The organism is Arthrobacter sp. MMS24-S77 (genome assembly GCF_054888235.1).
This window is the reverse complement of the sequence record NZ_JBTZRN010000001.1, coordinates 2105730-2119106: the sequence shown is the minus strand read 5'-3', so window position 1 is coordinate 2119106 and position 13377 is coordinate 2105730. Positions and strand designations below refer to the sequence as shown.

General features: G+C 63.1%; 14 protein-coding genes. 10 read left to right on the top strand and 4 right to left on the bottom strand.

What is annotated here, in order from left to right; genetic code table 11:
- Nucleotides 1-54: 54 nt before the first annotated feature.
- The 5 genes from ACX5I4_RS09665 to ACX5I4_RS09645 all read left to right on the top strand — a co-directional run bounded on the left by ACX5I4_RS09665 (nt 55) and on the right by ACX5I4_RS09645 (nt 4187).
- Entirely contained in the window at nt 55-1461 is a 1407-nt protein-coding gene (locus tag ACX5I4_RS09665; RefSeq protein WP_459341007.1) for an MFS transporter, read from the top strand.
- 71 nt (nt 1462-1532) lie between these two features.
- Nucleotides 1533-2177 carry a hypothetical protein gene (locus ACX5I4_RS09660; RefSeq protein WP_461836461.1) on the top strand — a complete coding sequence of 215 codons (645 nt, stop codon included), beginning with the start codon at nt 1533-1535 and terminating at the stop codon, nt 2175-2177.
- Nucleotides 2146-3081 (top strand): GMC oxidoreductase, encoded by a 936-nt coding sequence (locus ACX5I4_RS09655; RefSeq protein WP_461836460.1) that lies wholly within the window; start codon nt 2146-2148, stop codon nt 3079-3081. Before ACX5I4_RS09660 ends, ACX5I4_RS09655 begins: the two co-directional genes overlap by 32 nt.
- A gap of 14 nt (nt 3082-3095) precedes the next feature.
- On the top strand, nt 3096-3704 hold the full coding sequence (locus tag ACX5I4_RS09650; protein ID WP_459341009.1) for a TetR/AcrR family transcriptional regulator: 609 nt from the start codon (nt 3096-3098) through the stop codon (nt 3702-3704).
- A 279-nt stretch (nt 3705-3983) separates the two neighbouring features.
- The gene (locus ACX5I4_RS09645; RefSeq protein WP_461836459.1) at nt 3984-4187 is read left to right on the top strand and encodes a hypothetical protein; all 204 of its coding nucleotides are present in this window, start codon (nt 3984-3986) and stop codon (nt 4185-4187) included.
- Between the two features lie 80 nt (nt 4188-4267).
- Here ACX5I4_RS09645 and ACX5I4_RS09640 read toward each other — a convergent pair whose 3' ends face one another.
- From ACX5I4_RS09640 to ACX5I4_RS09630, 3 genes are all read right to left on the bottom strand, one after another.
- The gene (locus ACX5I4_RS09640) at nt 4268-4540 is read right to left on the bottom strand and encodes a PaaX family transcriptional regulator C-terminal domain-containing protein (RefSeq protein ID WP_461838688.1); all 273 of its coding nucleotides are present in this window, start codon (nt 4538-4540) and stop codon (nt 4268-4270) included.
- 153 nt (nt 4541-4693) lie between these two features.
- A complete protein-coding gene (locus ACX5I4_RS09635; RefSeq protein ID WP_461836458.1) occupies nt 4694-4918 on the bottom strand; it encodes a hypothetical protein in 225 nt (74 codons plus the stop codon).
- Entirely contained in the window at nt 4857-5027 is a 171-nt protein-coding gene (locus ACX5I4_RS09630; RefSeq protein WP_461836457.1) for a hypothetical protein, read from the bottom strand. Before ACX5I4_RS09630 ends, ACX5I4_RS09635 begins: the two co-directional genes overlap by 62 nt.
- 91 nt (nt 5028-5118) lie before the next feature.
- On the opposite strand from ACX5I4_RS09630, the gene ACX5I4_RS09625 reads away from it, so the two are divergent.
- The 5 genes from ACX5I4_RS09625 (at nt 5119) to ACX5I4_RS09605 (ending at nt 10385) form a co-directional block, all read left to right on the top strand.
- A complete protein-coding gene (locus ACX5I4_RS09625) occupies nt 5119-5922 on the top strand; it encodes a DUF4192 family protein (RefSeq protein WP_461838687.1) in 804 nt (267 codons plus the stop codon).
- A 736-nt stretch (nt 5923-6658) separates the two neighbouring features.
- The gene (locus ACX5I4_RS09620) at nt 6659-7243 is read left to right on the top strand and encodes a hypothetical protein (protein ID WP_461836456.1); all 585 of its coding nucleotides are present in this window, start codon (nt 6659-6661) and stop codon (nt 7241-7243) included.
- Entirely contained in the window at nt 7240-7800 is a 561-nt protein-coding gene (locus ACX5I4_RS09615; RefSeq protein ID WP_461836455.1) for a hypothetical protein, read from the top strand. Before ACX5I4_RS09620 ends, ACX5I4_RS09615 begins: the two co-directional genes overlap by 4 nt.
- 4 nt (nt 7801-7804) lie before the next feature.
- Nucleotides 7805-9382, top strand: coding sequence for a sugar ABC transporter ATP-binding protein (locus tag ACX5I4_RS09610; RefSeq protein ID WP_461836454.1), 1578 nt, complete (start codon nt 7805-7807; stop codon nt 9380-9382).
- On the top strand, nt 9375-10385 hold the full coding sequence (locus ACX5I4_RS09605) for an ABC transporter permease (protein WP_461836453.1): 1011 nt from the start codon (nt 9375-9377) through the stop codon (nt 10383-10385). The genes ACX5I4_RS09610 and ACX5I4_RS09605 overlap by 8 nt, the downstream gene beginning before the upstream one ends.
- Nucleotides 10386-10732: 347 nt before the next feature.
- Here ACX5I4_RS09605 and ACX5I4_RS09600 read toward each other — a convergent pair whose 3' ends face one another.
- Nucleotides 10733-13150, bottom strand: a complete 2418-nt coding sequence (locus tag ACX5I4_RS09600; RefSeq protein ID WP_461836452.1) for a LuxR C-terminal-related transcriptional regulator — start codon at nt 13148-13150, stop codon at nt 10733-10735.
- Nucleotides 13151-13377 lie beyond the last annotated feature (227 nt).

The window sequence follows — 13377 nt, the reverse complement described above, 5'->3', positions numbered from 1 at the left end:
ATCCCTGGCTGGCGCAACGGCATCAGCCAAATAACTGAGGGTCAAAGGAGACCAATGGTGATCGATCATGCAGTTCCAGCGAAAACGACAGCGCCGATTGTCCGTCCCAAACTAACATGGGGCACAAAATTCACATACGGCTTTGGTGACCTCGCCAGCCAACTCATCTGGACTACCACGGGTTCCTATCTGGCGCTCTTCTACACGGACGCCGTTGGACTGTCGGCCGCTGCAGTGAGCGTCCTTATGCTCGTCGCCCGTGTACTGGACGCAGTGATTGACCCGGCGATTGGCGCCGCCGCCGAGCGCACCAGAAGCCGGTTCGGGCGCTTCCGATCGTGGTTGATCTACGGTTCCCCTGTATTGGCGGTGCTCATGGTGCTCTCGTTCACCACCATTCCCGGCAGCGACGTCGCCAAGTTCATTTACGCCGTCGTAAGCTATGGGCTTCTCGGAATTGCTTACTCGGCAGTTAACGTACCGTACGGCGCACTCGTTGGGGTGATGACCGCCGACCAGCAGGAACGGGTCACGCTGAACTCGGTCCGCATGATTGGGACGAACATCGGGGTAGTTCTACTCAGCGCGCTGACCCTTCCCCTGATCCTCACTTTCAGCGGGACAGGCCACAACGAAACTGGAACTGTGCAGGGCTACACCTGGACAGCAGTCGTCATGTCCGTGATCGCCCTCCCGATGTTCCTGGCCGTTGCATTCAAAAGCAAGGAACTCGTTAGGCCGGTCGCCTCCACCCGAGTTCCGATTCGGAAGACTATTCATGTGGTGGTCGGCAATCGTCCGCTCATGCTCATCTTCCTGATGATGCTTTTGTCGATGACGGGCTTCTTCGGTCGCCTTGGAATCGTGGTCTACTACTACATCTACGCCGTGGGCCGGATCGACCTCGTCTCAGTCTTCATGGCCGCCCCCGCCATCGCAGGCGCCGTCGGAATCGCCCTATTTACCCCGCTAACGCGCCGCTACAGTAAGCGCCTCATAGCCTGCATGTCACTTGTTGCTCAAGGTTTGTCGCTCATTGCTGTATATGTAATCGGCCCGACGAATGTCACCGGCACGATCGTCGCTTTGGTGATCTACGGACTTGTTTCGTTCAACGGTCCCATCATTTGGTCCATGGTGCCCGATGCCATCGACTACGCGGAGGAGCGCTCCGGCGTTCGCGCGGACGGAACGTCATACGCCGTGATCAGCTTCGCCCAGAAGGTAGGCAACGCGATCGGTGGAGCGGCAGGTGTCGCCGCAATCGGCGCCTTGGGGTATGTCGCAAATGCACATCAATCGCCGGAGGCGATTAACGGAATGAACCTGGTGTCTAATCTCGTGCCGGCCTTCTTCGCGTTCGCGGCGATCATCCCGTTCTTCTTCTACAAATTGTCGGACGCCCAGAATCACGACATCCGGGAACGCCTGGACACCGCCTCGTTGCAACCCGAGAAGTGAAACTCCGGCGGCGCTGATGATTGCGCCAACGCTCGACGAGGACAAACAAACAACGAACAAAGGAAATACACATGGACATTGAAACGGCATCAATCCGCCCTTGGGATCTCGTGATCATCGGCAGCGGTCCGAACGGCGCTGCGATTGTCCATGAAGTTCACCGGGCCTCGCCGGAGACGTCTATCCTGGTCCTCGAGAGCGGCCGAGGAATGAGCGCCAACCAAGGCGAGCATCTTGTAGAGTCCGACGAGGGGGCCCTGCGGGAAGCGTTCGAGACGCTGATGCGTCGCGCCCGGCAGATCGAGTACGTCAAGAACGCCGGAGCCCTACTCGGCAGTGACGATGGCTGGACCCCGGAAGGAACCGGCATTTTCCCTGTCTCCTATCTCGGCCACGATTTCGCTGAGTTCTCCGGGGCCTCCTTTTCATGGAATGTCGGGGGGATGGGGATTCACTGGGCGGCAGCGTCGCCCTCGCCATACGCCGATGAGATCCCGGGTTTCGCAGGCAGGGACTTCGTTGACGACCTTCAAACTGCGAAACGGTTGCTCCGCGTACACCCACAGGCGTTCACCGGCAATCCATATCGAGAACCAATCCTCACCGCACTCCGAGCCGCGGTCCATTCGGATGTCCAAGGCCGAGATGCCCAGGACATGCCGCTGGCAGGTCTGCGGCGGACCGGTGGGCTCATTCGCCAGAACCGGTCCCCGTGACATCGCGCCCGAACTCTTCGACGAATCCTCTCCGCACATCGCACTGCTCTCAGGTAGTCTTGCGACCCGGATCCTGCACAGCAACGGAAAGGTCAGCGCGGTGGTGGCACGTGACCTGGCCACTGGTACCGAGCGCGAAGTCCCCGCGAGGTCAGTGGTAGTCGCCGCAGACACCTTGCGCAGCCCCCAGATCCTGTGGGCGTCCGAAATCCGGCCCCACGCATTAGGGCGCTACCTGAACGAACACGTTTCCATCGACGGAAGCGTAATTGTCGATGGACCCAAGCTCGGCGTATCCGGAACCGAGCTACCCAAGCCGGAGCTGAATGAACCGTTCGTCGGAGCCTACTGGAGTCCCTCCATTGGTACTGCGCGGCCCACACACGGCCAGATGATGGAAACCTTCGATGACCGTGGGCACCGTATCGGCATGAGCTGGTACACGAACACGGACCTCCGCGCCGAAAACCGAATCGAATTCTCCGACACGGAAACGGATGAATTGGGAATGCCACTCATGAAGGCTCATTTCGCGTACACGGACGCGGACCGGAAGAGGATCGAAGTCCTCCGCGATGTGCAGCGCCGCGCAGCCACCGCCATCGGGGAGTTCCTGCCTGGCGACTCCGAGACACTCGCACCGGGATCATCGCTGCACTACACGGGAACGGTGCGTCTGGGATCCACCAATGACGGAAAGAGCGTTGCCAGCCCGGACGGACTGGTCTGGGGCTTCGACAATCTCTTCGTGGCTGGAAACGGTGCTGTGCCCACCGCGCTGACCTGCAACTCGACGCTAACCGCAATGACGCTAAGCGTAAGGACCGCGCGGGCTGTTACCCGCCGCATTTCCAGCGAAAGTACCCTCCCGAGGGTTCTGCGCGGAGCAGGAGCGGGTTACTGAATTAGGCTGGGAGAATGAATGCGTCACCGACCGTGTCCCCCCGAGGACCCTATGCCAACACGCCTCGCCGGAAGACGGAAATCGTTGCCGCAGCCGCGGAAATTTTCTCCGAGTCCGGGTACCACGGAGGGTCCCTTCGACAAATCGCCCGCCATCTGGACCTGAGCTTCACCAGCGTGAAACATCATTTCCCGACCAAGGAAAACCTGCTTATCGCGGTGCTAGAGGCGAACGACGAACTCGAACTCGCTCAAGTGCAGTCCGACGAGATCAACGTCGGCTTCATCGATTCCGCTCTATCGCTGGCCGAGCGCAATCTCAACCACCGCTGGTCCGTGCGTCTGCTCGCAGTACTCGGGGCGGAAGCGACATCGCCCGATCACCCTGCCCACCAATGGTTCATCGATCGCTACGAGAGAATCAGGGGCGTCATTATGCAGGCCATCACGGAAGACATCACTGCTGGACGCGTGCCCAACGGCATCGATCCGCGCGCGGTGGCGGCAGAGATCGTAGGGCTCTGGGACGGACTGCAGCTGCAGTGGCTCCTCGACCCCGAGTTCGACATCATCGCTTCGTTGAGGCGGGGATTCCGCGCGATACTGGCCTCTAGGGTCGATTAGGGGCATCAGCAGGCTCCCTGTCCAGGATCCGTATATACGGACCGGCCGGCACGCCAAAAACGCCAGCACTCAACGAGCATGAAATGTGCATCGAGGCCGGCATCGCATCCGCTGGAACCGCAAGATGGGTATAGGTCGCCGAACTGGAGCCCATGGTGCCATGAGGCAGCAGACGGCCGAATTGACGACGCATCTCGTGATCTCGGTCTCTGCTCAGCGCGTGGACTCCGGACTGAGACTCCGCATGTCAACGGCAACTTGGAAACGCACGGGTTCGGCATGTTGGCTGCTCACTGGCGGCAGGAGATCGACCGGTGGTGGCGTGAACTGCTCTCCGGCGGCTGCAACGCCATCAGTATCAAGACGGCGCGCGGCGGATTCACAGAAGCCCAGCAGATTCTCGGGCTGGGCACCGGGCTGGGCGTTGGTGTAGCCCGCCCTGTACCAGATCCCCACGGACGGGGCCTGCGGCAAGCTGATTGAGATCGCCCTCCGTCGCCCTGTTCTGCGCATCCGACCTCTCAGCCTTCATGACCGAAAGCACGCCGCGGCCCGGGAGCTTCTCAGGCTGCTTCCCGCTGACCGTGGATTACACGGTTGGCATGACGTGCGGCCAGAGGCCCGAGGATCCCGTGCAGGTCACTGAACAACTCCCGGGCCTCCGTGCCCTTCCACTGCTCGGGCAGGAATTCGAGGGGAAGTTCCGGATCCAGGAAAGGCAACCGCCGCCACTCCGTCAGCATGGGGATGTAGGCCGTGAACGCGTCCCGGTACGTGCCCTCGTTCCGGTCCCTGCGCCTTTTCCACTCCGTGAGTTCGGCCGCGTGGGCATCGATAAACTCGGCATAATACTGCTCAAGGGACTCCAGGTCCCACCATTGGGCGACCTTGTCTTTGAGTTCCCCGGCCCCGCCGGACTGGAAACAAAAAACTCAACATAGTCCTGCAGGTCATTGCGCATCACGAAATCCGATGCCTCGGCGAAGAACTTATTCGGGGCGATGCACAGCCCCGGCGCCACGTTTGCCGAATCCCATCCGGGCCAGGCCGGACCGGATCTTGTTCCGCTGCGCCCTTTCCGCCTCAGGCACGGAGAAAGACGCGAGGAGCCACGGGTCGTTGGCGGACGCAGGTCGGGGCACGAAGATGCGCTCATCTCGGGTGCTGAAGTGTTGCTCCAGTTCCGGGGACAGGGAGTACCCCGTTCTGACCATCGACTTTCTCGCTGGTCAGCACCCCTTTCTTTTTCAACCGGGAAATCGAGGACCGGATACTGGCCGGCTCGCACCCCAGATCCTGGAGCAGACGCACCAGCTGGGCCACGGGTATCACTCCCCCGCTGCTACGGCCATAGAGACCGAAAACCGTGATGATGAAGCGGTGATGGGATCTCCCCAAGCACGACGGCGGCGAAATTTCCCATGCGCGAACTGTCGCCGGCTACCTCGCCAACGACACCAACGCCACCAGTGCCCTGTTCGCCGTCTACACCGCCGCCGCCCAAGCAGCCGGTGAGGTCAAGCCATACGCGGCAGTGGTCGCCGCCCTCACGGGAGCACTAGCCGAGCGACACATCACCATCCGGGACGGCCTCCTCGTTGGAGACCAGAGCGTTTCGCCCTACGACGACGACGCCAACCTCAACTGCGCGCTGCCCCTGTCGATGATCGACTCCAGTGAAATCAACGCCGAGCTCGTGTACCGCGGGAGCGCGGTCGCCCGAACCGGCCGTAACACCTTGCCGCCGGCAAACAAGAAGGCGACGTTTGATGCCGTCGAGGAGCGCGTCAACTCAATCGGGCAGTGCCATAACCACAGCGCGATCGAAAAGGCGCGAACGCTCTGGGCGGGCATCCTCGAGGCCAAAACCTACCCGACCGAAGATCAGACCATCGCTCTGATCGCGAACTTCCAGTTCGCAGCCATCCGCGACCAGCTCATGGCGGACATCCCGGGCGTCGACGGTCCCATGGAAAAAATCCTTCTGGCCCAAACTCCCGGCAAGCCGCAGTGGGCCCGCGTCGAATGGGCACAGCAAATCCTCCTGCGCGCCTACACGGACAGCAGCACCCAACACTCGGTGCCTCTCCTCACGGCCTTCGGCTACATCAACTGGTGGGAAGGCCGGGGAAGCAAAGCCCACCAATACATGCAACTCGCACTTGAAGCAGACCCCGCCTACCGCCTGGCCAAACTCAGCGACCAACTCCTCGGCTAAGGAATGCTCGCCGGCTGGAACCTGGACAAGGAGACCGCATACCGAACGGGACTTGGAAGTTAGGAATATGATTTGCCGTTTTTCAACGGTATTCGGTGGATGCCAAAAATGCCTAGATTCTGGGGCAGAATGGCCCAAATGGATGCCGCGCGTGCCCATCATTTTTCGTTACTCGCCGTTGTTTCCGGTGGGTAAACCGTGGGCGAATCTTCCCTGCCGCTCGATGGCGGGGAGGTCCTACTACTAGGGAGCGTCCGCGTTCTTGGTGCTGGTGAAACGCCTCGGTGAAAGACTGTGGTCGCTTTGTGGATCGGCATGTCGCTCTCTGGATCTGGAAGCCGCCCGACCCCCCGTAACGTGATTATCAGCACATTTTCCGATACGAAGGAGGCCGCGGTCATGGGTGCGATCAGCAACCGTCTTCTCGCGCTTCTTCAAGCATCGGAGAGAGCTTCGTGGGGGCGGCCAAGCGGCTTGGTTGGTGGCGCCGGTCACGCGACCAACCGTGACCGATCGAAACTACTCGCCCTCTCTTAAGCGCAACTAACTGACCACTTGGGGCAGGAGCTCAACGGAGATGGCCAACGCTCGTCCATTCAAGGTACCTGCGCCTGAGTGTCATTCGAGGTGGTGGTTGCGCCTTCCCATCGTCGGTCCTCCCGAGGACGCCGACGTCATCCCTGTCCCGGGCGGCACCGTCGCCGCCCGACACCATGCACTGTGAAAAGGAAATGCAATGACGCGACTCACGACAAAGGCACTGGCTTGGTCCATCTTGGCGAGCCTGGCTCTCGCGCTGGTTGGCTGTGGAAATTCCTTGCCCGCAAGCGGCGACGCGGCCTCGTCCAAGGCCAGCCTCGAGGCGAACGCGCTCGACACGGCAAAGAAGAACCTTGCACCTTACACCGGACACGCCAGCGCGTTCCCGGTCGAGGAGCCGCTGACCACCAAGCCGCCGGCCGGCACGACATTCGCCTACCTCGAATGTGCAACTCCTATCTGCGCGCTGCAGGCGCAGGTCGTCGGCACGGCTACCCATGCACTGCTGGGAAACGACCTCATTGTTGTCAAGGCCGGCCGGTCGGCGCAGGATGCGCAGCAGGCAATGGAAAGCATCATCGCCAAGAAGCCCTCTGCGGTCATTCTCCCGGCCATCGACCCAGTAACGATGCGGGCCCAGATGGAGCAGCTGGACAGCGCAGGCATTCCGGTGGTGACCCTCGCCGTCACCAACACCAAGGGTTTCCCCGCCATCAAGGCGGCCATCTTGGGGAATCTCTTGCAGCCTTGGCCGGCAAGCTCTTCGCCGATTGGGCCGTGACCACGAACGGGACCGCGCCAAGCGTTTTCTACTCCATTCCAGAGCTCGGTTTTAGCGCGCCCATGGCCGCGGCGTACCAAGACGAGATGAAGGCCGTGTGCCCCGGGTGCCAGGTGCGGGTGGTCAAGATTCCACTGGCCTCTATCGGTAACACGGCGCCAGCCACGGTCGTCAGCGACCTCAAGGCCAACCCTGAGACCAGGACGGCGATATTCGCCTCCGAAGAGGCGGCGACCGGCCTGCCCGCCGCACTGAAGGTGGCGGGCCTGGATGTGGCGATCAACGGGTATGCGCCGAGCCCAACGATTCTCGGTTACATCCAAAGCGGTGACGTCACGGCGGGCCTCGCGGTCGACACCCTTGTCGCAGGCTTCCTGAACGCCGACGTGGCTGCCCGCCTGGTGACAGGCCAGAAGCTCACGGCAACTGAGACCGCCGGCCTGACTTCGATGCAGATGGTGACCAAGAACGACTTGGCGGGCGTCGACGTTTCAAAGGGCTTCGCGGCCTATCCCGACGCAGTACAGCGGTTCGGTCAGCTCTGGAACGGACAGTGAGTTGATGACAATGACCCCGACTCCGTCCAGCGGACCACCAGTGATCCTCACTGTCGACCGCATCTCGAAGTCCTTCCCCGGAGTTCGCGCACTCGATGAGGTTTCTCTGCAGGTGCGCTCCGGCGAAATCGTTGCGCTGCTGGGCCAGAACGGCTCCGGCAAGTCAACTCTGGTGAAGATCCTGGCCGGCGTGTACATGGCGGAGTCAGGCTCGGTCGTCGTCACTGGTGCCGACGGCGTGCGGCGCGAGCCGTATGACAGCCTCCATTTCATCCACCAAGACCTCGGCCTCATCGACACTTTGTCCGCCGTCGAGAACCTAGCGCTCGGACGGCACTTCGGCTCGCGCGGCCTCGCCCCGCTCGGGCGTAGGAGCGAGCGGGGCGCGGCCGAGGAACTAATCAGCCGTTTCGGCTCGCACCTTGATGTGCGGCGTCCGGTTGGCGAGCTGTCCCCGGCCCAGCGCACGCTCGTCGCGATAGCACGGGCGATGAGCGGCTGGACGGGTTCCAACAACGTTCTCGTGCTCGACGAGCCGACCGCCTCACTCAACGGCGAGGAGGTTGGCATCCTCTTCGCAGCAATCCGACAGGTCGCCGACGCCGGAGCTGGTGTTGTCTTCATTTCCCACCGACTTGAGGAGGTCACTGAGTTGGCCGACCGCGTCGTCGTGCTTCGGGACGGCAAGCTGGTCGCGGACCAGTCCGCCGTCGGGCTCGACGCGGACAGTCTCGCAGTGCTTATCACCGGCCGAGAGGCGACCGCCGGCACCGTGACCGCTATTGCTTCGGCCAGCAGTGGGCCCCCCATCCTCACCGTCCGTGGTCTTGCGGGCGTTCGAGTGGAGGGGTTCGATCTCGACCTCGCCCCCGGGGAGATCGTCGGCGTCGCCGGCAGCATCGGTTCGGGACGAGAACAGCTCGCGGCTCTCATTTACGGGGCGCACCGCCGCCAAGCAGGAGACGTCGCCGTCAACGGCCGAAACGTACGGCCGGGACCCCGATCCTCTCGGCGCGCCGGCCTCGCCCTCGTGCCCGCCGACCGGCGGGCCCACGGCGGCGTCATGACCCTCAGCGCCATCGAGAATCTTGTGCTACCTGACCTGTGGGCGTTTGCCCGGTGTTTCCAACTCAGTCGCCGTCGACAGGAGGCCGAGTTCCGGACCTGGGCGAAGCGCGTCGGCCTACAGCCTCCCGACCCTGAACGTGCCCTAGGTCTGTTCAGCGGCGGCAATCAGCAGAAGGTCGTCATCGCACGGTGGCTGCGCATCGAGCCCAGCGTTCTTCTTGTCGAGGAACCGACGCAGGGCGTAGACGTCGGCGCCAGCGAGGCGATCCGCCAGCTGGTTATCGACGCCGCAGCCCAAGGGGTCGCCGTACTCGTGACCTCTTCTGACAACGCCGATTTGATCCGCATGTGCGACCGTGTGCTAGTGCTCCGTGACGGCGTCGCCTCCGCCGAACTGCACGGCTCCGACATCAACGAGCACCGACTCACCCGCGAGTGTCTGGGCACGAGCGACGCCGACCTCCTGCAGGCGATGCAGGATTCCACGACCACTTGGGAGGAAACTCATGCGTGAACTCACCGTACTGCTCTCGTTCCGGCGTCTTAGCGCCGTCTACATCTTCATCGTGCTTTTTGTAATCTTCGCGTTCACGGAGTCAGAGACTTTCCTCAACGTGGGCACCTGGCGCTCTCTTCTGGACAGCCAGGCACCCGTTGCGATGGCGGCGATCGGCCTGATGATCCCCGTAGCCGCGGGTACATTCGACCTCGCGATAGGGGCCACCGTCGGCCTCACATCCATCTTCGCGTCCTGGATGCTCGTCAACCATGGCGTCTCACCGACCCTAGCCGTGCCTCTGACGCTCGCGATCGGTGCGCTGGTCGGCCTCGTGAGCGGCATACTCCTCGCGGTCGTCAAACTCGACTCCTTCATCGCGACACTCGGCATGAGCTCCGTGGTCGGTGCATGCACCGTTTGGCTCTCGGGCGGCTCGCAGATCCTTGATCTGCCGGCAGACTTCGTCGCCTTCGCGACTAATCGCTTCCTCGGCATCACCTACCCCGTCTACGCGATGCTCATCGTTGCGGTCGCCGCCTGGTACGTTCTCGAGAACACCCCGATCGGCCGCCAAGTCTACGCAACCGGTGGCAACGAGCCGTCCGCGCGACTCGCCGGTGTCAACACCACAGCGGTGCGAATTCTCGCGCTCGTAGCTTGCGGCGTCGTCGCGGCGAGCGTCGGCTTGCTCCTCGCTTCGCGGCTCGGCACCGGTGATCCGACCATCGGCCCCTCCTACCTGCTGCCCGCCTTCTCTGCAGTCTTCCTCGGCTCAACGCAGTTCAAGGCCGGCCGGTTCAACGTGTGGGGCACGGTAGTCGCGGTCTACGTGCTCGCTGTGGGCGTCACCGGCCTTCAACTCGCCGGGGCACCGGTCTGGATTCCCGACCTCTTCAACGGGCTGGCGCTGCTACTGGCCGTCGCGCTAGCCAAGCTGGGAGGCGGGCGCCCGGCTCTGGCAGGTGTTCGGCGATTGGTCGACCGACTCCCACTGGTCCGCCAGCGGAACGCGGCCTGATGCCTCCTGCACCACAAGCTCGGCCTCAACGTCTGCGAGACCGCTGCCGATCTGTCGGTGATCGGCGAGTCCGTAGTGCGGTCCTTCAGGGCGGCGAGAGAACCCTGCGAAAGACGCGGCGGCCCTCGAATCCAAGGCGCACCGCACCCTAGCCATCATCAATATCATCCTCAACGAGGAGTCACCATGACCAACATCCCTCGCTCCGCTGCCACTCTCACCGGGCGTATATTCAGTCGGTGGAAACACGCAATGACGGCCAATACCGCCGTCGACTCCCACCTCTACACTCCAACCCTTCGCCTGGTCTCCGCCCCCTGGGTGGGGTGGTACTTCGAGAAAAGCGGCTAGCGTCGTGATCCGCGGTGACCGGCAACCCACGTCGCAATCTGCGTGCGCGACGTGAACCCGAGCTTGGCAAGGATGCGCTCGACATGGCCGCCCACGGTCCGGGGCGATACGACGAGCACCGCTGCGATCTCCTTGTTGCTGTGACCCTCGGCGACGAGGGCGGCGACTTCCGCTTCCCGCTTCGTAAGCTCCTGGCCTGCCGGCAGCGTGTAGTCATCGGACAACGGCGAGCCGGCGCCACCGATGGGCACGTTCGGCGTGGTGTGTGAAGGTCGGGCAGCCTTAGGCATGACCTGAGCGGTACGGGCCATAGCCAGGGCGAGCTCGATCGCCTGCTTCGTGGACGGGACAGGGGCCTCGGCGAGGATGGACTCGAACCGGCTCTCGCCGAGCTCGCGCCGCACGAGAGCCACCATCTGTTCCGAGTCGGTCTGCACCGGTCCGAAAGCGGAGACCGCCGTCCCGAATCCCTTCCATACTGCTTGCGCGGCGTGAAGAAGAATCGCGGCCTTCTCGTAGTGCTTGGTGGACGCGGCCGTCCACGACATATGCTCAATCGTGATCGCTGTACAGAGGCCGTCCAGGAAGTCCCGCTGGATCTCAAGAGCGGCGATTTCTGATTGGAGGGCGGCCTCGAACTCGCCGAGGTGCCACTGGCATAGGCCCGCGACAGTGTGGGCGTAGGCGTGGGTCCACCGTTCTCCATGCTCGTCGCTCTCGCTCAGCACCTCCCGGCACGTGGCGAGGGCTTTCTCAGGCTGAGCGGCATAGATCTGCGCCATCCCGAGCAGGAACAGCGCGGTCAGCTTCGACGCCGTATCCCCGACTCGTCGGTAAACTGTGATGGCCGCACGGTAGAGCTGGATCGCATGCTGTGCGCGTCCGCCGAGGACTTCGCGGAGCCCGTCCCAGTGGTCCGCGTGTGCCGCGAGCACGGGATCGTCCAAAAGCACAGCGATGCGGCGGCACTCCGACAGATACCGCTCCGCTACGTCTCGATCGCCTTGGATAAGACATATCCACGCTGCCGCCCACAGCGCTTCGCCGCGCTCGGGGCCGGGCTCGGTCGACAACGCCAGCATCCGATCGAGCCACCGTCGACCGTCGCTCAGGTTTCCGCCCGCGATCCAGTGGTACCGAAGCAGCGCGGCCAGGCGCATTCCCCCGATTTCCTCTCCGGCCGTCGATGCGGACCATTCGAGCGCGGAAAGAAAGTTCGCGTGGTCCCGCCGGGCCGCAGCAAGGCGTAGAGACTGATCGGGCCCACACCACGACGCGACCGTTTCCGCCGCCCGTGCCAGGCTATGGTCGCGCTGCCGGCGGCGCAGTTCGACTGACTCGCCGGCCGCCTCGAGAAGTTCGGCGCCGTACTCTCGGAACGTCATCAGCTGGCGATAACGCACTCGACCGCCACCCGAAACATGAGCGTCCGCAGCTCGCTCGGCGACAACAAGGGACTTCGCTACGAGCCGGTCCACCAGATCGAAGACTTCTGCGCGTTCGATCTCGCCGAAGCCGCACACTTCCTCGGCGGCCTCGACGTCGAATCCTCCAGGGAACACCGAAAGACGCGCCCAGAGGAGCTGCTCGGCTCTGGTGCAGAGCTCATAGCTCCAGTCGATGAGCCCTCTGAGGGTTTGCTGCCGCGGGACCGCGACCCGGCTGCCACCGGTCAGGACGTCGAAACGACGGTCAAGCCGTTCGAGAAGCTGGAGGACGGACACGGAGCGCAGGCGAGAGGCTGCGAGCTCGATCGCGAGCGGAATCCCATCGAGTCTCCGGCACAGCTGGGCCACTGCGAGACGATTGCCGTCCGTGATCCCGAATTCGGGGTCCACGTTCCGCGCTCGATCCACGAACAGGCGCACGGATTCGAAGGCTTCAAGGGATCCCGTCGCTGCGGCCGAATCGGTGGGCGCCGCAAGGGGCGGCACGCCGTAGAGCTGCTCACCGAAAATGCCCAGTGGTTCGCGGCTCGTGGCGAGGACCCGCAGCCCGGGCACGGCATCGAGAAGGCGAGCCACGAGGGTAGCGACCTCACCCAGAAGGTGTTCGCAGTTGTCAAGGACCAGGAGGAGCTGGCGCTCTTGAAGGTAACCCGCAAGCCGTTGGAGCGATGACCGGTTCGACTGGTCCGGGAGGCGCAAGGCGGCCGCGATCTGGGAACCGACCTGGGAACCGTCCTCGAGAGCGGCTAGCTCCACAATCCACACGCCGTCGCGGAACGCCTTCCGCGACCGCCCCGAGAGCTCTACGGCCAGGCGCGTCTTCCCGACGCCGCCTGGACCCACCAACGTCAGGAGGCGAGAGCGTGACATAAGCTCGCGCACTTCACCGAGCTCCCGCCGTCGACCGACAAAACTCGTCAGGCCATGACCTCCGGGCATGTGCCCGCCCAGTACCGCTGTGCTCATGACCCTCCTGTGATGGACAACACGATACAGGTACTCAATGGGGTCATCTGACCCGTGTCTGCATGGGCCGACGAGAACAAGCTGGAAGCAGAAAAAGGATTCAACGATGAATTCGAGGTCATCACCATGAAACGCAGAGGGGCACCGAGAAACTGCCTTCGCCCACAGGGAGCCGGCGGATCGGCGACCGGGAGCAGCACCACGGTCGTGCTTTCCATCTCCCCTGA